The following is a 19,928-nucleotide window of genomic DNA, read 5'->3' on the forward strand; positions in this document are numbered from 1 at the left end:
AGAAAAGTAAAGGAACTGTTAATGGAAGGAATAGGAATCTTGACACGACACCATTTGGTGTCCTATAATCAATATGACACTAAATGGTGTCCGATTGGGTACTGATGAAGTATAATCGGTTACACTACAGGTAATATTACGGAAAAGGTGGGGGTGGTTTTGAACGATAATAGTCAAGTGAGGGATGTATATGACGCTGTTGCAGATCCAACAAGGCGAAAATTACTTCAAATCCTGGCTGATGTTGATGAATTACCCCTACATGAAATCACGGTTCATTTTGATATGGGCCGTACAGCAGTATCTAAGCACTTGTCTATTCTTAAAGAGGCTGATCTTGTAGTTGCTCGAAAGGTTGGTAGAGAAACGAGGTATCGTTTGAATGCCAATCCATTGAAAGAAATTCGGGATTGGGTATCTTTTTACGAAGGCTTCTGGAAAGAAAGAATCGATAAACTAAAACTTTTATTGGAGGAAGAATAATGAAACCAGATGTATCCTTAGATTATCAATTTACAAGCTCCATCGAGAAGGTATGGAACGCTTTAACGGATTCAGATACACTAGCGAAATGGATTTGGAGCAATGACTTTAAACCAGTCGTAGGGCATAAATTTCAATTTCGTGCAGAGCCAAATGAATGGTGGGATGGTATTGTAGATTGCGAGGTTCTCATAGTAGATGAGCCACATACATTATCCTATACTTGGCATAGTGCCGGAGAAGGTACAACAGTTACTTGGACTTTGAGCAAAGAGGAAGATGGTAAGGTTCATCTGCATCTTGCTCAATCTGGATTTAGTGAGGAGACCAAAGCTCGCCAAGGCGCTATTGAAGGAGCTAAATATGCTTGGGCGAATATGGGCAGTCAGCTTGAAAAAGTATTAGCAGAACTGTAATTTCAAGAATAGGGCGCTTTTCTGAAAATGGAAAGTGCCCTTTTTAATGGAATAAATGATGGCAATACTAAATGAAGAGAATGGAGATGAGATGATACCACTATGAAAATCAACCGATTGATTGCGAACAATATTAATAAGTTAGATGCAGTACTTCCAGTTGACCAATCCCTAGGGATTGCTGGTTTATCCGGATCTGGTAAAACCACCTTTTGTCAAACCATCGGAGAAGAATCCAAGAAACGTCTCGTTTCTTTATTGCCAAAGGCAGAATATCAGTATTTATTCCCTAACATTATGGAGACTAATTTCAGTGCGATTCAGATGGAAGAAATGCCACTCGTACTTTTTCTAGGGAGATCATCTATTTCTTCCAATCCTCGTTCAACCATTGGCACGCATACGGGCGTGTTCACAGAGATTCGAGTTGCGATTGCTGAACAATATAACCTATCGCCAGAGGTTTTTTCATTTAATAATGAATTAGGCTGGTGCTCAGATTGTAAAGGTCGCGGCACTACTAAAAATGTCGAATGTAAAAAGTGTAAGGGTAAGCGATATAATCACGAAGCTGAACAATACAAAATGGAGTTATTAGGTCAAGGCAAGAGTATCTCCGATATTAATGACTTAAGCATTGAAACCATTTTTTCTCTAGCAGAAGTTCTAAACATTAGTGAAGGTAAACAAAACATTCTAAAGAACATAATCCATATGAATATTGGTTATCTAACCTTAAATCGTATAATGGGTACCTTGTCAGGCGGAGAGTTAACACGACTTTACTTGGCAGAATTCATGGCAACCAGTGAAAATACAGTAATTATCATTGACGAAATCTCTGTGGGTCTGGATCACCAAACCCTTTTGAAAATATTAGAGCAGATAAAACAACTAGGATTTAAGAATCAAATTTGGCTTATTGATCATTCGGATACCGTATTAGACATAACGGACGAGCAATTGTTCTTTGGACCAGGAAGTGGTAAATACGGCGGAAAAATCGTTGAAGAATCGCCACGTCCGGCGCCCATCAATGGAGAAATAAATCAGACAGCTCCAACTGAACATTATCATTTTCATGATCTTTACTGTCGTAATATTCAAATCGCCGAAATTCAGATTCCCCGTAATAGACTTGTAACGTTCACTGGGGAATCTGGCTGCGGCAAATCTACATTGGTCAATGAGTGTATGTCCAAGGATTTTGTGAAGCGATATCCCAAGGATAAGCTGGTGATTGTGGGGCAGGATCGAAATCAATCGATTACCAGCCGGTCTACGGTTGCGACTTTTCTTGATATTAAGAGAAAGCTCACAAAATATAGCGAAGAGATTGATGATATTTTTCAGCGCTCAATTGAAGATATTATTGATGAACTGCCAAATGAAGACATCGCTCATAAACGTTTAAGTTTATTGATCAAGCTTGGGCTGGGTTATTTAACGTTGGAAAGAAAAACACAGTCTTTATCCACAGGTGAATTTCAATGTGTTCATTTAGTCTCCGAGCTATTTGCAGGTTCAAGAAACCCCAATACACTTTTCATTTTTGACGAGCCTTCCAAAGGGTTATCACAAAATATTCTAAATCAATTCATTGATAGCATTAGAGACATTCTTCAGGACGAATCCGTCTCCATAATGATGATTGAACATAACTCGTATATGCTGGAAAATTCTGATTTTATCGTTGATTTTGGTAAAAGACAGCTTGAACCTGTTGAGCATCTAGAAGTTGTAAGTCATGAAGATTATTATCTCCAGCAAATCAGTGAAGATCATGTCGCTCCATTGCAGATTTCTTCAACACTGCGCCAACAAAATGGCATTAACTATTTAAAAGAAAATCAAATTGCCTACTTTAAAAATGCGGAAAACGTTTATAAAGGTGGCATCTTAAAAAGCTTATCTTCTATGGCGCGTTTGATATATGGTGAATATGAATCAGATATCATTGCACCTGTCATCGCCATTGATCTGGAAAGACACTTATATAGTCAATATACTTTTCTATATGAAATTGGTGGCTTGATCAACCAAATTGTAACGGCACATCCGACCAATAAAGATACAAATAGCTTCGATTTCTATAATCAAGACAATCATTGTCCATCCTGCAAGGGACGTCGAGTCATTGAAAAATTTGATTTTGAAGTTGTTCTTCAGGATAAAAATGTGCCATTTTGGGATGGCTTATTGCATCCAGATGCAATGGATATTCTGAAATTCTATCAATTCCCCAAAATAAAATTCATCTTTGAAGAGATTAAGAATGAACTCGGACATGATCTCAGCAAAAGTTATAATGAGATGACGGATGTAGAAAAGCATACTTTTTGGTACGGGTATTGGGAAAAGTCATTTTATGATAAGGCAAGCAAAGCAACGAGGACTTGGGAAGGCTTTAATTACATCATTGGGAACTACATGGTGATATCAAAAGCGATTATTAAAGAGCATATTAAACAATCCAAAATACTGATTACCTGTCCAATCTGTGAAGGGACCGTACTAAATCATCATAAGAAGCTAAAGTTTGACGACACAGATATTCGTGAGATCATTGGACTACCTCTTGAACATGTGATCAGTACCGTTGGCAAATTACCGGTGCTTGAAAAAATGAAAGCTATTGTCGGCGGTGATATGGTTCTAACAGTGGATGTCTCTCTATTACCTAGGGAAATACAAGTTGCTCTAAAAATGCTTGAACTTGAAGTAGCGAGCTTTGCGCACTATGAAATGGTATTACAAAATGCACTGCCATTCTGGGGCGATATTAGCGGCAGTATTGAATCTATTAGCTTGAATAATCAGATTACGATTTGTGATTTTGAGAATATCACCGAAACCAGAGAATACATCATTGATAAGTTTTTCACGAATGGAAAATACAAAAAGCTGACCTATGTTTATGAAGCGTTTGGTTACAAAAAACTGGTCACTCTAGTTAATAAGATAAAAGCTAGTCAGCCATGTCCATTCTGTAAAGGAAAGAAAGTCATATCCGAAGATGGACTTCACGATGGCGTTTATAAGTTAACGATTCCATGTGTTAGTTGTTACGCAAGTGGCATTAATGATGAAGGGCGTAAAGAAATTGTCGAAGGCATTGACGTCCAGACCTGGCTTACAGGTAACGTTAGTGATGTCGTGACTGAAAGCTCAAATATTGATGCTGTAGCAGATATTCCAATTTTCAATCGTATTCGGGAGCTAAATAAACAAGAAATGATGGCCGTTTATCAATACCTTGAAAATAATTAGTTAACCTAATGAAACCGCGCTATGCGCGGTTTTTTATTATGTGGACACACTTTTGGGATAGCAAACGATGTGATATAACTCACAATTTAGACACATCTTATTAATAGGGATAGCTACATTGAGCTATAGGCATGCAACTTCCTTTTCTTTACAATTAGGCAAATGATAGATTAGAGAATGAATTGCTGATAGGGGGTGAACAATGGTTATACGCAAAAGTTTCTGTCACCTCAGAGTAATGCTAATGATGTTCTTCAGCCTTTTCTTAATAATCACGGCCTACAGTGGGAGTGCCAGTGCAAATACTACTTCGAAAGCGATTCCACTCCAGCCGATTATTAATGCGGCCCAAATCGGAGATTCAATTACTTTAGCTCCAGGTACTTACCTGGGTCCGGTTCAAATTGATAAAAGGCTGACGATTAGCGGGGAAGGAAGGGCAACACTATTAAATTCATCTCCCGATGCTGAGGTTGCAGTTATGATTCAGGCTGATGGGGTAAAGCTTCAAGGACTTAATATACAGCAGCATAACGGGGGAGAAGCAGCAGCGATTCGGGTGGAAGCCGATCAGGTAACTTTGAAAGATTTAGTCATACATACATTTGGCTTTGGCATTATGCTACGTGAGGCTGATAGTGGAGTTATAGTAAACAATAAAATCCGTTGGTTTATACCTAAAGGTGCTGCTTCGGGAAAAAGAGGTAATGGCATCGATCTCTATAACTCTCATGGTTCAGATATCAGAGAGAATGAAATCTCTTATCTCCGAGATGGCATTTATCTAGAGAAGAGTCGCAATACAAAGGTGGATAATAATCGGCTCTTTCATTTGCGATACGGTGTTCACTGTATGTATATCAATGGATCATCTGTAACGAACAATATTGGAGAATACAATATTACTGGCGCGATGGTGATGGGCGTGAGCGACGTTATGGTATCAGGAAACTCTTTTCGTAAACAAAATCAGAATGTTCATTCTCAAGGAATCCTGCTCTTTGACGTTCGTACCTCTCAGATTGTAAATAACCTCGTGGAAGGAAATCGGGTAGGAATCTATATGCAACAATCCTCCGACAACACTCTCCAGAATAATATGGTGCTCCGAAATTATATTGGGATTCAATTTGAGGGTTCTGAAGGCAACCGCTTTCAGAAGAATGCTTTTATTGCGAATGTGATTGAAGCACAGGCAACGGATTCTAAGAATAATAAGATGACGAGAAATTTTTGGGATTCATTCGAAGGGCTGGATGTATCGGGTGATGGCGTAAGTGATCTATCATATGCTATTAATCCATTTTATCAGCAATTAGTTACAGAAAATGCTGCTTATCAGCTCTTTTTTCAATCACCGGGCATGACATTTTTAAGCGATCTGTATACAAATGATAAAGAACAATGGTCCACCGATCCAGAGCCGCTTATGCAATTGGATTCAGTTCATGCAGATGTTGGACAAGTTAGTGAGGGGCAAGGGGCGGTGATGGTAGCCGGTTGGCTACTTTTGTTTTTCTCTGTGATCACAAATACTATATATGGGGGTATTACGGTTATGAAAAAATGGAGTTTAATGCTGATGTTGATGGTGGGTTTGTTAATTCTAGCGGCTTGTGGTTCCAAAAAGTTTGAACCTTTGGCGATTAATGAAGAAGTTGATATTTGCGCGATTTGCAATATGCAGGTTAAGGACGATGCCTTTGCTACTCAGCTAACAACGAAAGACGGGAAGAATTATAAGTTTGATGATATTGGTTGTATGAATGAATGGAAGAACAAGAATGGAACCAAAAACATTGGAAAGGATTATGTCCGTGACTATAACGACAAAGAATGGGTAGAATTCAGTAAGGCCAGCTTTGTCTATGATGAGACACTACGCACACCTATGGCTTATGGAGTTATCAGCTTCAAGGATACTGCTTCTGCCGAAGCTTTTGTGAAGGAACAAGGTGTTGGCAGCGTTCTGTCAGCAAGTGATCTGTCCAAGCATGAATGGAAACAAAATACGGATATGATGCAAATGGATATGAATGGCGGAGAAGGTCATATGGACGAGCATAAGTCAGAGGAAATGGAAGGTATGACATCGGATAAAGAGATGGATATGTAATGGTTGATATCCTGCAAGTCGCACGCAGAGAGATTAAAATGGGGTTTCGAAATCCATGGGCTTATTCTTTTTTGGCATTATTTTGTGCGTTTAGTCTTGGCTTACTGCTGATTAATGCACAAAATGAGATTCAAGGCTACACCGCAGTTACAGGTTCCATGCTAAGTCTAATTTTGTATCTGCTGCCGCTTATGACATTATTTCTAGGCTCTTTTTCACTGACTTCAGAAAAGGAAGAGGGTAGCTGGCAGCTTTTATCTACTTATCCAATAGGAACGTTGTCATTTATTCTTGGCAAGTATGTGGGGCTGGCTGTCGTATTACTTACGGTTGTGGCTTTCGGCTATGGTTTAATGGGAATGATTAGTGGATTCTTGGGCATGGCCTATGATTCTACTACTTACTTTCTATTTTTGTTGTTTTCCGCAGGACTTGTTTTACTATTCTTGACCATCGCCTTGTTTATCGGTTCATTATCAAGAAACCGCTGGCAGGCGCTGACTGTTTCTGTTGCTGTGTGGTTTTTCACAGTAATAGGGTGGCCGACCTTTTTGATCGCCTTTTTAGGTTTAATGCCTTATCTCTGGATTAAGCCCTTGCTGGTCGTATTCACAATACTCAACCCAGCAGAGCTTGTTCGGTTATTCGTTGTAATTAAGCTGGGCGGAGGTTCAGTGCTGGGACCTGAATATTACCAATGGGTAGAATGGATAAATGGTTCGAAGGGTAGTTTGTTGTTTATGGGAGTCTGTCTAGTCTGGATGTTGAGCTCGATCCTGTTTGTATATTGGATATGGGAAAGGGGGCGCTCTCGTGGATAACCCCTTAGTGAATGTAAGAGGAATCTCTAAGGTTATTAAAAAGCAAACAATAGTTGAAGAGATTAGCTTTCAAATCCCCACTGGCAGCATACTTGCACTATGTGGCGGTAACGGGGCTGGCAAAAGTACCGTTTTGCGAATGGTTGCCGGTATTATTCAGCCTTCGGTGGGCGAAATCTCAGTGAGTGGTTTATACTGGCACAAATCACGCAAACAATTCTCGAAACAAATTGGTTATATGCCGGATGATTATCAATTCAATCAGGGGCTGTCAGCAGAGGAAGCTCTGACTTTTTGGGCCGCTCTCCGTAGGGTACCCAATCGCAAAGCGAGAGTAAACGAAGTCCTTGGCTTAGTAGGTCTACAGGATAAACGAAATCGTCTCGTCAACACCTTTTCAAAGGGAATGCGTCAGCGTATCTTATTTGCTCAGGCATTGCTGGCCAAACCTTCGTTGCTAATTATGGACGAACCCACAAACGGTCTTGACCCTTTCTGGATGAATGAATTCGTAGACCTACTCCAAAGAATCAAGGGAGAAGGGCATACTGTTATTTTCTCCACACACCAGTTAGAAATCGCTGATAAGATCGCAGATCAGATTGTCTTTTTAAGTCATGGAAGAAATGTTGGTTCAGGTCCGACCAAAGAATTTCATGCGAAATTTGGTTCTCTGTATACAGCCTTTAATCATAGTCTGGGTCTGAAATGAGCATGCGTCGAATCATTGCTTTGCTGGTGATCATCGCAGCTGTCACGACTGTTGTATGGGTATTTAGCCATAATGAAACAAGAGATTCATCTGAGAGGATTGCTGTGGGCTCTATCGCTCCCGAATTTGAAGCTACTTCTATAGAAGGTAAAAAGGTTCGACTAAGCGATTTTCAGGGACAGATTGTGGTGCTTAACTTTTGGGCCTCCTGGTGCACGTCATGTGTGCGAGAAATGCCCCTTCTGAATGACATTCACAAATCCACTAGTTCTCAAATTGAAACCTTGTTTATTAATGTTGGTGAGTCTAAAGGGACTGTATCCGAATATCTTAAGAATCACAGTTTTTCTTTTCCAGTTGTCATCGATGTTACCGGAAAAATATCTACTTCATTCGGAGTTAGTGCGCTTCCTGCTACGTTTATTATAAACGGAGAGGGAAAGATCAAAGAGGCTATATTAGGCGAAATCACAGATTTCCCCTTAATGCAACTAATCAATTCATATACATATTCCGGTATACAGCTGGAGTGAGATTCTCGAACCGTTTGAAGGTTTTAATAAAATAACCAGTATCACAAAATCCTAAATCATCGCTCACTTGATTAATAGGTGCGTCTGTGGTTTCCAGCAACTGCTTGGCCCATTCAATTTTGAGCCTGGCAACGAAGAGGGAGAAGTTCTCGCCTGTTTCTTTTGTAAATATGCGACTGAAATAACTGGGGCTGATATGACAAAGCTTGGCCATTTCTTTTAGGCTGAAATTTTCATTTTTGTGCGCATAGATGTAATCGAACGCAGGCTGAAGCACTGCATTTGAAGAGACGAACTTTTGTGCTCCATTTTTCAATTTGGTCTCAATAAGCGCTCCTGATAACTCTTGCTGCAGAGACTGAATTTTGCGATAAGTAAGGTCTGTCTCCTCGAAAGATTCTGCTGAAGCAGATATATCGATATCTGTGGTCAGTACTCTTTTGTACAAATCAACGGTAGTACGCTTTTGAATGGCTTCTTCCACGATGTAAGTACTTAACTGTAGAAGTAGGTCCACGCAATTGGTTACTTCATCGTAGGATAGGACAGGAAGTGCTTCGTAATCCTCTTTGAGCGCTTGAAACTTCATGTTCGACTCAACATTAGGTGGCCTAGATACTATCTGCTCCAGCTGTGACACATCAGGTTCACGAAGCTTAAGCTGTCCAGCCATAATTGCACCCAAATATTGATCGTCAATAATAATTGGAATCGCGATATCGATAATGTTGAAATGGCATAAATAAATATAAGGCTTGTTCTGGCGTACAGCTTCAATGCCGGCACGAGCATCACATTTTTGACAATAAGGAGAGAGAGTAGAATCTTGGCGAACGCCTTGGCAGAAAGGCTGACAGAAGCTGTGCTTAGTCACGGGAACGCCTTTATAATCTACGGTAAGAATCGCCATTTTAGTCACAAGTGATAAAGAATCCTGCAGTTTCTCCCATTTCTTCAAATCAATTATTTCTTCTAAATTAAATCGAGATTTGGACATCACGATATTCTCCTAGGTAAGTTATAGAAACATATTGAACATTATAGCGAATTTTTGCTCAAAAGGACAAGATAATACTATTCCTTAATAAGAAGACAAAAAAACTCGATAAGAAAACGCTTTATTCTGATCTTATTGTTTCATGCATACCGAAATAGAGCAATCTATAATAATAACTATATACAACCTAGGAGGAATGAAAATGAGAAGAGCGTTTATCAGTCCGACGAAATATGTGCAAGGTGAGAATGAACTTTTGAATTTAGGCTATTTTGTAAAAACATTCGGTGATTCCGCACTGCTCATTGCACATCCAGATGATGTTACACGTGTGAAAGATAAATTGGAGTCAACTAAACAGAAATTTAATATAACTCTTGTTGAAAGTGGCTTCCATGGGGAATGCTCAAGACAAGAAGTTGCAAGATTACAGGCTCTGGCTAAGGAACATCGATGTGCATGTACGATTGGTTTGGGTGGAGGTAAGGCGATTGATACGGCAAAATGCGTAGCAGAAGGTGAAGCATTGATTATCGTTCCAACGATAGCAGCAACAGATGCACCAACAAGCCACTCCGCGGTACTCTATACCCCAGAAGGTGAGTTTGATGATTATGCTTATTTCAAGCAAAGCCCAAGTGTAGTCATGATCGATACAACAGTCATTGCCAAAGCGCCAACAAGATTTCTTGTTGCAGGGATGGGTGATGCACTCTCCACTTATTTCGAAGCAAGAGCTACAGCAAATTCTTATTCCAATGTGAATGCGGGATTGCCTTGCGGGGTTCGTGAAGGTGTTTGTGGGGAAGCTAAAGGAACAATAACCGCACTAGGTCTTGCCAAACTGTGTTATGACACTTTGCTTGAAAATGGGTTCAAGGCGAAGCAGGCCTGCGATCTGAATATCGTAACCCCAGCCTTGGAGAATATCATTGAAACGAATATTTTGTTATCGGGACTAGGCTTTGAAAGTGGAGGATTGGCTGCGATTCATGCGATCCATAATGGTTTAACAGCTTTAGAAGGAACGCATCATTATTATCATGGTGAGAAGGTAGCCTTCAGTACAATTGCTCAATTGGTGCTTGAAAATGCAGACCGTACCGAATTAAGAGAAGTATTGGATTTCTGCCTGTCTATTGGGCTTCCGGTGTGCTTAGCAGATATCGGAGTGGAGCAAGTCACTTACGAAGAACTTCTTGAGGTTGCTAAAAAAGCTTGTATTGCTGAGGAATCGATTCATTCGATGCCGTTCCCAATTACAGAAGAAGCCGTAGCATCGGCGATTATGGCTGCCGACCAATTAGGCCATCAATACAAATTAAGTAAGGAGCTATAAGATGAAGAAAATTATGAATAAGCCGGAAACGCTAGTCCGGGAAATGTGTAATGGACTTGTCTTAGCGCATCCTGAGCTGGATTTCAACGATAAATTCAAAGTGATTTCTAAAAAAGAGATCAACACCGATAAAGTTACACTTATAAGCGGTGGAGGAAGTGGGCATGAACCGGCCCATGCCGGGTTCGTAGGCAGCGGTATGCTGGATGCAGCCGTGTGTGGCGATGTGTTTGCTTCTCCATCCCAGATTCAGGTCTACCAAGCGATCCGTAGCTCTGCTAGTAAAAAGGGAACGCTGCTTATTATTAAGAACTACAGCGGTGACATCATGAACTTTAAAAATGCGGCTCATCTCGCAAGTGAAGATGGCATACAAGTGGAATATGTCAAAGTAGACGATGACATTGCCGTTGAAGACAGTCTCTATACCGTAGGGAAACGAGGGGTGGCCGGAACTGTTCTCGTTCATAAAGTAGCCGGGGCTGCGGCAGAAGCAGGACTGTCCCTGTCGGAAGTAAAAGAAGCGGCGCAACATGCGATTGACCATGTTCGCACCATCGGCTTCGCCTTTACATCTTGCACCGTTCCTGCCAAAGGAACCCCGACGTTCCATATCGAAGAGGATGAGATGGAATACGGTGTTGGAATTCACGGTGAACCTGGAATTCGCAGAGAAAAAGCCGTGTCAGCGGATGAACTCGCGCAGCGAATGGTTACGTCCTTGCTGAGCAACTTGCAAATGAACGATGAGTCGCAGCAAGAAGTTGCAGTTCTGATCAATGGATTTGGTGGAACACCACTGCAAGAGCTTTATTTGTTGAATAATTCTGTGATCCGTGAATTGACGGCGAAGAATAAGCAAGTGTTTAAAGTATTTGTCGGCAACTATATGACCAGCATCGATATGGCTGGCGCATCAGTGTCGATTATGAAGCTGGATGAGACGCTGAAGAAATGGTTGTCTGCTCCGTGTGATACACCGGCATTGTCGGTTAAAGGTCCATTTGAGCCTGTAAAATATACGGAAGTCATCAAGGAAGAGAAAGCAGACAGCACGGTATCCTTCAAGAATAATACGGATGCTGAAGCAGCGATAATTAAGAACAACCAGTTTTCCTTACAAAATATCGTATTTTTGATCGATCAAATGAGTGAGGTCATTATCGAGAATGAGGTACCGTTCTGCGAGCTAGACGCCCACGCCGGAGATGGTGATTTTGGGATGAGCGTAGCCAAGGGCTTTAAGCAGTTGAAAGTAGAATGGGAAGATATTCTAGCTAATCATCACAGCGATATCGGTGACTTCCTTGATGCTTGTTCATTGATCATTATGGAGCATTGTGGAGGAGCTTCCGGGCCGATCTGGGGATCGGGCTTCCGCGCTGCGAGCAAGACTGCGCTGCAGAAGCAGGAGTTATCCATTCAGGAATTTGCTAATATGATGCAAGCGGTCGTCAAAGGAATTCAAGATACGGGCGAAAGGTCTTTCGGGAGAGGTGCTGTCGTTGGAGACAAGACTTTAATTGATGCGCTTGTACCTTTTGCGGATGCCTGGACACAAAGCGCAGAACAAGGCGAAGATATAAAGCTGGCAGCTATCAAAGCTGCTGAGGCGGCAGTTCTCGGTGCCCAGAAGACTTCCGATATCGTCGCCCGTATGGGAAGAGCAGGCACGGTAGGTGAACGCAGCATTGGTTATCCGGATGCAGGAGCTTACGCGCTTGGAGTTATTTTCACAGAGCTAGCTAAATCGATGAGATAAGAGATAATATAAACTGAATCCGGATCTGAATAATGCTACGAAAGTTAAAAGCTGTTTAACAGAAATCGACACCCCCTTATCCATTAGGATGAGGGGGTGTTTGTATTTGGAATCATACGCTAACACTCCTCATAAACTGTTCGTTGCAGTTTAGCTAATGCCTCGAATATAATGATCTAAATGATAATCGTTATCATTTAATACATGAATAAAGGTGATCTCCTCATGATAAAACACTACATTGGGGTTACAGCGTACTACAGATCTGCTGAGGGTATGAAATAATGACAAGAAAATCAATTCATAACATCTATAACGGGTATTTCAATGCATTGTTTGAGACTCCGGCTATAAGGGACACCACAGAGCGAATGCATTTCTCACAACCTAGTGACCATGGATACGTCGATAGGGTTATCACATCTTCCGGGATCGAAATTGTAGATAGTGATTACCGTTTCACTGAGGATCGTTTAGTCCGAGTTCAATCCGAAGCAGCTATGATTGAGCTAAGCTTTTGTCTACAGGGCAGCGGAGAAGTTCATGTAACAGGCAATAGTCACGAGTTGGTGCCCGACAGTTGTTCATTGCAGCTCATGCGAGATTTCCAAGCCGAATTTCACTATCGCAGTGCTGAACCCATCCGTTTACTGTCCATTGGTGTACCGGTAACACTGTTCGATTCATGGATGGTAGAGCAAGGATCTCTACATACTTGCAGTTTATCCGGGCTGTTAGATACACAATCATTTCGTATGTTCCGTATGCCTATTCTTCCAGAAACCTCCCGAATATTGGTTCAATTGAGAGATTGCCCATATCATACCTCAATGCGCAGGTTATACGCAGAGGGTAAGGCATTAGAACTCCTTTCCGCATATTTGGGCGCTTTTCTTTTTGAGCAGAATCATACTAAACGTAGCTTGCATTTATCTCGCACTGACCGGGAAAGCATTCGGAGAGCCAGGGAAATCATACTCGAGCAAATGGCAAACCCTCCATCACTCATAGAGCTTTCCAAGCTGGCGGGTATTAACGAATACAAATTAAAAGTTGGTTTTAAGGAAGAGTATGGTACGACTGTATTTGCCTATTTACGGAACAAACGTTTAGAAAAAGCATGGGAAATCATGCGTTCCGGAGAGAGTAGTGTTAGTCAAACAGCGACGATGGTAGGTTACAACAACTTTAGTCATTTTGCGGAGGCGTTTCGGAAGCAGTATGGAATAAATCCTTCTGAAATAATAAAAAAACGTTAGACAACAAATAAATATCCGCCAAACCGTTATTTAATCCCTCTATCGGTAGTTTAGCCCTATCAGCAGAGTGTATGATCGGACTTGCTAGTAGTGAGAATGATTATCAATAGATTGGAGAGGGTTGGAAAAAATGTTCAGTTTAAAACGTATCTCTTTTGTCGGAATCGCCTTATTCATGATGGTGATGTTGTACGGATGTGGGAATTCAGGGCAGGAGGCTCAAGGGGAGAACTCCCCACCTGCGGTAAAATCTGAACCCGTCGCTACGAATTCCTCCGAAACACGTACCATTAAGGACGCCAAGGGAGATGTTGAAATACCGGTAAACCCGGTTAGAATTGCCGATGTATCTGGCTCAACTGAAGAACTTTTAGTGCTTGGATATAAACCTGTGATTACCGGGAATACAGACATGGCTAATTCACTGGAAATCACACCTATTCTAAAAAAAGAACTGCCTAATGTAACGCCCGTTGGATGGTTTCAAACGGAAGTTAACTTGGAAGCGATTAGTGCAGCAAGTCCTGACTTGATACTGGCAGGGCCTACGCAAGAGAAGATCTATGATCAACTAAATATGATTGCTCCAACTGTAAGGGTTCCTTATGGCTTTAATGCTTTTAGAGAGCGGTTTGCCTTTGTTGCAGAGGTACTTGATAAGAAAACAGAAATGGATGAGTGGCTGAAGGCCTATGATCAACGTGCTCAACAACTGCATGATCAAATCACAAAGATAACTAATGAAGAAACGTTTGCGGTAATCGAAGCTACAGAGAAAGAAATCCGGATCTATTCCCGCACAGGTATTGCAGATATGATTTTTAATGATCTTGGATTACTCATCGCGCCAGGTACACCGGAACCAGACCCATGGGGAGGAAAAGTAACAAGTCTAGAAGCACTGTCTACCTTTAATCCAGACCACATCATTTTATTATCTGATAATGACCGGAATGTTCTAGACCAAAGTAAGGTCTGGAGCAGCCTAAAAGCTGTAAAATCGAAAAATATATATCGCATGACAAGCAGACAAAATTACAATGAAGCATTCTTTGCATTGGGGAAAGAGGCATTGCTGGAACAAATCGCTGAACAAATCAAGGAACATATCAACAAGTAAAGCTGTTCTGTTTAAAAATGTGTAGCAAAAAAACACTGATCCTAATCTGGATCAGTGTTTTTTAGTTCGAGATTCTTCCAACTTTATGAATCTAATCAATACATTCAATTTTTCTATGTAGGTTTTTTCATGAAAATCAAAGAATTTGTATATGCTGCATTATTCGCTGTATGTCAGAACTTGGAATCTAATTGTCGTAAATTTGATTTTTGGTGTAATGTTGATTAATCTGATAGGTGCGCCTATCATGGCATTGATTACGAATACTTCCATTTGGGCTAGATTAACAAGTGTGGTGATCTTTCTTCCAGGTGATATCATTAAAGCGGTTACTGCAGCCATCATTGCGATATAGCTTAGAATAATCCGCAGGTTTTACATAATTATAAATCAAGAGGAGATTTGATAGGATTATGAATGGTAATTAACTGGATATGATGTAGAAAACAGCACCAAGTAAACAACAATAAATTTTTGAAAAGAAGAGGGAAGTTTTATGCAAAGGATTCAAAATTCTAAAATGTACTTTATATTTATTCACATATTTTTGTTGATCTTATTATGTACCTCAATGTATGCCTATTCTCCATGGATTCGTACTAAAGTGAAGGAAATTCTCGAGCCTGCGGACAAAGTCTATACCATTGCTCATCGTGGCGCTTCGGGATATGCTCCTGAGAATACTATACCTGCATTCGAACTAGCCATTGATATGGATACCGATTATATCGAGTTAGACATTCAGTTAACTAAGGATCGTGTTCCTGTTGTTATTCACGATGAAACTATTAATCGTACGACAAATGGAACGGGGTATGTTAAGAATTATACTTTAGAGCAGCTTTCGAAATTAGACGCTGGCTCTTGGTTTAACGAACAATATCCCATGTTTGCTAGGGAACAATATGCTGGATTACGTATTCCGACGTTAGAAGAGGTATTTGAAAGGTTTGGAAAAGAAGTGGACTATATGATTGAGATTAAAGATCCTGCTTTGTATCCGAATATCGAAACCATATTAAACGAACAAATTGAAAAATATAATCTGTCTGATCATGTTTCCGTACATTCATTTAGTGAGGCGAGTTTACGTAAGCTTCATTCGATTAACCCAGAGATCCCGCTTTATCAAATTGTTTGGTATAATATTCCGGTTTACAAAGTACCAGAGTCTTTTATCAATCGGGTGAAAACTTATGCAGTTGGTATTAGCCCTAACTTTCAAAGAATAAATTCCTCCTATGTCGCACAGGTGAAAAATTCGGGTCTAAAGGTATTTCCGTACACAGTGAATTATCAAGTGAATATGGACAAAGCCGTGGTTTGGGGCGTAGACGGGGTACATACCAACTTTCCTGACCGTTTTAATGAAGTGATTAAGAATAATAAGAAGTGAGGAAGTACGGAAACGGGAATTCAACTATCGGAAATTCATATGCCGAATACATCGATTTCAGAGACAGGATACCATGTTTTTGAATTTACGTCTTTAAAAAACACTTGAATAGTATAGGTGCCTTTTGTATTAAACGAATAAGTAAATTCGTTAGTTTTGAACCAAAAGTTTTCTTCACTTTTCTTAATTTGTTGATTATCGATAGTTTCTGTTTTATCTGCGGGATCAGTGATCGTAAGTTTTATATCTGAAATTTCTGTTTTTAAATGATCTACTTGTAATAAGGTTGAAAAGGCAAACCGTGAAGGGCTTTTTACCTTACCGAAAATCTCTCCATTGTTATCAAGCAATACCATGTTCACATTTGGCTTGTAGATTCGAACCGTTTTACTTGTTTCATCTAAAGCGATTAAAGCAAACAAATTTTTAGAGAGCTGTTCAACAGGTAAGAGAATGTCCCTCTCGGATATTACTGCTGCCTGTTTTTGTACCACATTATTGAAATATAATGAAACTTCTGATTGGTTCGATGCGGCATAAATCATTGTTCCCGGTAGAATCATTATGCAAAGTGCTAATATAGTCAGTTTAATTATTTTTCTCAATGAAATCTCCTCCTATATTTTTGTTATGTTAATTATACCCATAAGATGGAAGATAGTTTCTTTTATGCAATTAATAAAATAAAAAAAGGTCAGTAGAGGGGATTACCCTTTCCTGACCTTTTTGATGTTAAAATTAAGGAGCGATAGCAAGTACAAGACTGCTTCCTTTGTTCACCCTAACTAGAACTCTCTCACACTGCTTGGGGGTACTTTTCTATGTTTTTTGAAAGTCCGGCTGAAATAGTAGATATCACTGAAGCCAGTTGTGGTAGCGATTTCAGAAATCGTTAACTGGGTATGCCTTAGCAAATAATCTGCACGGTCTAAACGGACAGCATTTATATATTCCGAAATCGTATGACCAGTTAATTCCTTGAAGAGACGACTGAAATGGAAGCGGCTTAGCCCTGTTAGTGCCGCAAGTTCGTCAACTTGAATGGGCTCCTGGTAATGTGTATCGATATAACGCAAAACAGGTGCGAAGCGTTCAACGGTTTGAATACGTCTTTCTTGCTCAGCCTGTGAGAGTACGGTGACGATATGTCTGCGCAATAGCAACGTTAGCAGGCGGTATAGCTCGGACTTCACGGCCAGCTCATATCCAAATTCGCGAAGTTCCAGTTCCCGAATAATCGCCAGCGCACAGTCTGTAATGTGCTGATCCCCCCGGATATGATTACGTAACAGCAGCTGGTTCTGCTGAATCGGGGCGATGAACTTGGTCTCGGCAGCGTCGCTTACCGCACTATGCAGCAAAGAAGTATCTGCAATGATCGCATAATACAATAAATCAGAAGAAGCGCTCACCCCATAATGCAGCTCGTTGCTGTTCACAGCAACTAAATCACCAGCCCGTACGTTGATCGGTGTTCGTCCGCATTCAAAAACAGCCTCACCCCTTTCAATAAACAGAAACTCAAGATGCTCATGCCAATGATGTGGGAACAACAAAACTCCCTCTTGGTTGAAGCGCTGGGTATGTACTTTAATCGGAAACTCGGGATCCGGCATGTCCATGGGTTCCTGTAGATGTTTATCATAGTCCAACATTTATTGACTGCACCTCCTATAGCACAATTGTACAAATGAAACCGCAAGGTTCTGCATGGTGTTTAGGGTTGAAATCATTATAATACGAATCATAACCTATGCAAAATAAAGGAGAGAGTATTTATGGATATGATCAAAATTGGCGTAATAGGAACCGGCTCTATCTCCAGTATGCACTTAAGTGCTTATCGGAATAATCCGCAGACAATCATATATGCGGTTTGTGACCTGAATGAAGAGCGTGCACGAGCTGTTGCTGCTGAGTATAACGTGGAGAACGTATACACGGATTATCGTGAATTGCTGGCTAATTCCGAAATAGATGCAGTCAGCATCTGCACATGGAACAACTCACATGCTGAGATTAGCATCGCGGCACTTGAGGCAGGCAAACATGTACTTGTGGAAAAGCCCCTTTGCCGCACGGTTGAAGAAGCGCTTCAGGTTCAGCAGGCAGTAGAAAAGAGCGGTAAAATTTTGCAAGTAGGCTTTGTACGACGTTATGACTCTAATGCCCAGCTACTTCAGACATTGGTGGAACAAGGAGAATTCGGTGAAATCTACTATGCGAAGGCAACGACGTTCCGGAGACTTGGTAATCCCGGCGGCTGGTTCAGTGATATTGAACGCTCCGGCGGCGGACCATTGATTGATATCGGCGTCCATGTGATCGATCTATGCTGGTATTTGATGGGCCGTCCGAATCCAGTATCAGTAAGTGCCAATACCTACCGGAAGCTCGGCAATCGTTCCAATATCAAGAACCTTTCTTTCTATAAAGCCGCTGATTACGACGCAGCGAACAATACGGTGGAAGATTTAGCAAATGCACTAATTCGTTTTGAGAATGGAGCTTCGCTGATGGTTGATGTTAGCTTTACATTGCATGCCAAAGAAGACGAGCGCTCGGTCCGTCTGTACGGTGACAAGGGTGGGTTTGAAATTGATCCTGAGATAGTCCTCGTCAAAGAACAGTCGGATACGATCGTCAATATCTATCCGCAGACCGATCATAAGGGGTTTGAGTTCAACAGTGCATTCCAGAATGAGATTAATCACTTTGCGAACAACATCAGCAACGGCTCTACACCGATTAGTCCTGTGCAGGACGGCGTTACAATCATGAAGATTCTCGGCGCGATCTATGAATCCGCTGCCAAAGGCGAAGAGGTGAAACTATGAAGCTAGGAATCAGTACCTACAGTTTGCATTCAGCTTTTTCAACGGGTGAGCTTACGCTTGAAGGAGTCATTGAGACGATCGCCGATCTGGGCGCGGAGCATGCGGAGATTGTACCCTTGGGCATCAATTTGGTTGAGAATCCTGAGCTAATTGATCAGATTGTACGAACGGCAGCAGGTCGTGGACTAGAGTTGTCTAATTATGCTATCGGGGCGAATTTTGCCGGTCTGGAGACAGCGGAAAGACAGCGTGAAGTCGAGCGGGTAAAGCGGGAAGTAGACGTCTGTGCGGCATTAGGCATTCAGCGGATGCGGCATGATGTAGCCTCGTCAAATGATCTATCTATTGCGCACTTTATGGAAGAGCTTCCACATTTAGCTGAAGCCTGTCGAGAAATTGCCGATTATGCCGCAGGTTTGGGCATCACAACCAGTGTGGAGAATCATGGATACTTTATTCAGCACAGCGATCGTGTACAGGCGTTGGTTCACGCAGTAGGAAGAGATAACTTCCGTACAACACTCGACATTGGTAACTTCCTGTGCGCAGATGAGAATCCGCTTATTGCTGTGACTAACAATATTAAGCTTGCTTCGATGGTACATTTCAAAGATTTTTATATTCGTCCGCAGGATCGCCAGCCTGGCGAAGGCTGGTTCCAGTCTACTGGTGGGAACTGGTTGAGGGGTGCCATCGTTGGTCAAGGAGACATCGATATGCCGAGTGTCATTCGAACCGTTAAAGAAAGTGGCTACGACGGATATATCTCTGTAGAATTTGAGGGAATGGAAGAGTGCCGTAAGGGGACAAGACTTGGGCTCCAATACATCAAGCGGGTTTGGAACCAAAACTAATTCATTTTAAAGG

At 41.3% G+C, this 19,928-nt stretch carries 18 protein-coding genes; 15 read left to right on the forward strand and 3 right to left on the reverse strand.

Annotated elements, in window-relative coordinates; translation table 11 throughout:
- Positions 1–159 precede the first annotated feature (159 nt).
- The 7 genes from MKY19_RS14820 (at position 160) to MKY19_RS14850 (ending at position 8,351) form a co-directional block, all read left to right on the forward strand.
- Positions 160–483: a metalloregulator ArsR/SmtB family transcription factor gene (locus MKY19_RS14820; RefSeq protein ID WP_042188252.1), complete on the forward strand. Its 324-nt coding sequence runs from the start codon at positions 160–162 to the stop codon at positions 481–483.
- On the forward strand, positions 483–899 hold the full coding sequence (locus MKY19_RS14825) for an SRPBCC domain-containing protein (protein ID WP_042188254.1): 417 nt from the start codon (positions 483–485) through the stop codon (positions 897–899). The genes MKY19_RS14820 and MKY19_RS14825 overlap by 1 nt, the downstream gene beginning before the upstream one ends.
- Positions 900–1,001: 102 nt before the next feature.
- Positions 1,002–4,169 carry an ATP-binding cassette domain-containing protein gene (locus MKY19_RS14830; RefSeq protein ID WP_339804002.1) on the forward strand — a complete coding sequence of 1,056 codons (3,168 nt, stop codon included), beginning with the start codon at positions 1,002–1,004 and terminating at the stop codon, positions 4,167–4,169.
- A gap of 202 nt (positions 4,170–4,371) precedes the next feature.
- Positions 4,372–6,285 (forward strand): NosD domain-containing protein, encoded by a 1,914-nt coding sequence (locus MKY19_RS14835; protein WP_339804005.1) that lies wholly within the window; start codon positions 4,372–4,374, stop codon positions 6,283–6,285.
- Positions 6,285–7,106 (forward strand): ABC transporter permease, encoded by an 822-nt coding sequence (locus MKY19_RS14840; protein WP_076286793.1) that lies wholly within the window; start codon positions 6,285–6,287, stop codon positions 7,104–7,106. Before MKY19_RS14835 ends, MKY19_RS14840 begins: the two co-directional genes overlap by 1 nt.
- The gene (locus tag MKY19_RS14845; RefSeq protein ID WP_339804008.1) at positions 7,099–7,818 is read left to right on the forward strand and encodes an ABC transporter ATP-binding protein; all 720 of its coding nucleotides are present in this window, start codon (positions 7,099–7,101) and stop codon (positions 7,816–7,818) included. The genes MKY19_RS14840 and MKY19_RS14845 overlap by 8 nt, the downstream gene beginning before the upstream one ends.
- The gene (locus MKY19_RS14850) at positions 7,815–8,351 is read left to right on the forward strand and encodes a redoxin domain-containing protein (RefSeq protein ID WP_339804011.1); all 537 of its coding nucleotides are present in this window, start codon (positions 7,815–7,817) and stop codon (positions 8,349–8,351) included. The genes MKY19_RS14845 and MKY19_RS14850 overlap by 4 nt, the downstream gene beginning before the upstream one ends.
- On the opposite strand, the gene MKY19_RS14855 is transcribed toward MKY19_RS14850, so the two are convergent.
- Positions 8,314–9,348, reverse strand: a complete 1,035-nt coding sequence (locus MKY19_RS14855; RefSeq protein ID WP_339804013.1) for a PocR ligand-binding domain-containing protein — start codon at positions 9,346–9,348, stop codon at positions 8,314–8,316. The genes MKY19_RS14850 and MKY19_RS14855 overlap by 38 nt on opposite strands.
- Before the next feature lie 202 nt (positions 9,349–9,550).
- On the opposite strand from MKY19_RS14855, the gene MKY19_RS14860 reads away from it, so the two are divergent.
- The 6 genes from MKY19_RS14860 (at position 9,551) to MKY19_RS14885 (ending at position 16,224) form a co-directional block, all read left to right on the forward strand.
- Positions 9,551–10,687 carry a glycerol dehydrogenase gene (locus MKY19_RS14860; RefSeq protein WP_339804016.1) on the forward strand — a complete coding sequence of 379 codons (1,137 nt, stop codon included), beginning with the start codon at positions 9,551–9,553 and terminating at the stop codon, positions 10,685–10,687.
- Between the two features lies 1 nt (position 10,688).
- The gene (gene dhaK / locus MKY19_RS14865) at positions 10,689–12,449 is read left to right on the forward strand and encodes a dihydroxyacetone kinase subunit DhaK (protein ID WP_339804019.1); all 1,761 of its coding nucleotides are present in this window, start codon (positions 10,689–10,691) and stop codon (positions 12,447–12,449) included.
- 284 nt (positions 12,450–12,733) lie between these two features.
- Positions 12,734–13,708, forward strand: coding sequence for an AraC family transcriptional regulator (locus MKY19_RS14870; protein ID WP_339804022.1), 975 nt, complete (start codon positions 12,734–12,736; stop codon positions 13,706–13,708).
- A gap of 130 nt (positions 13,709–13,838) precedes the next feature.
- The gene (locus MKY19_RS14875; protein ID WP_339271364.1) at positions 13,839–14,828 is read left to right on the forward strand and encodes an ABC transporter substrate-binding protein; all 990 of its coding nucleotides are present in this window, start codon (positions 13,839–13,841) and stop codon (positions 14,826–14,828) included.
- A 151-nt stretch (positions 14,829–14,979) separates the two neighbouring features.
- The gene (locus tag MKY19_RS14880; protein WP_339804026.1) at positions 14,980–15,183 is read left to right on the forward strand and encodes a biotin transporter BioY; all 204 of its coding nucleotides are present in this window, start codon (positions 14,980–14,982) and stop codon (positions 15,181–15,183) included.
- A 141-nt stretch (positions 15,184–15,324) separates the two neighbouring features.
- On the forward strand, positions 15,325–16,224 hold the full coding sequence (locus MKY19_RS14885; RefSeq protein ID WP_339248287.1) for a glycerophosphodiester phosphodiesterase: 900 nt from the start codon (positions 15,325–15,327) through the stop codon (positions 16,222–16,224).
- Positions 16,225–16,259: 35 nt separating this feature from the next.
- Here MKY19_RS14885 and MKY19_RS14890 read toward each other — a convergent pair whose 3' ends face one another.
- Positions 16,260–16,829 (reverse strand): hypothetical protein, encoded by a 570-nt coding sequence (locus tag MKY19_RS14890; protein WP_339804029.1) that lies wholly within the window; start codon positions 16,827–16,829, stop codon positions 16,260–16,262.
- A 180-nt stretch (positions 16,830–17,009) separates the two neighbouring features.
- Positions 17,010–17,879, reverse strand: a complete 870-nt coding sequence (locus MKY19_RS14895; RefSeq protein ID WP_339804032.1) for an AraC family transcriptional regulator — start codon at positions 17,877–17,879, stop codon at positions 17,010–17,012.
- Between the two features lie 123 nt (positions 17,880–18,002).
- On the opposite strand from MKY19_RS14895, the gene MKY19_RS14900 reads away from it, so the two are divergent.
- Positions 18,003–19,061 (forward strand): Gfo/Idh/MocA family oxidoreductase, encoded by a 1,059-nt coding sequence (locus tag MKY19_RS14900; RefSeq protein ID WP_042188278.1) that lies wholly within the window; start codon positions 18,003–18,005, stop codon positions 19,059–19,061.
- A complete protein-coding gene (locus tag MKY19_RS14905; protein WP_339804036.1) occupies positions 19,058–19,915 on the forward strand; it encodes a sugar phosphate isomerase/epimerase family protein in 858 nt (285 codons plus the stop codon). Before MKY19_RS14900 ends, MKY19_RS14905 begins: the two co-directional genes overlap by 4 nt.
- The last annotated feature ends 13 nt before the right edge of the window (positions 19,916–19,928 follow it).

This window comes from Paenibacillus sp. FSL R5-0744 (assembly GCF_037972555.1).
Lineage (GTDB): Bacteria > Bacillota > Bacilli > Paenibacillales > Paenibacillaceae > Paenibacillus_AQ.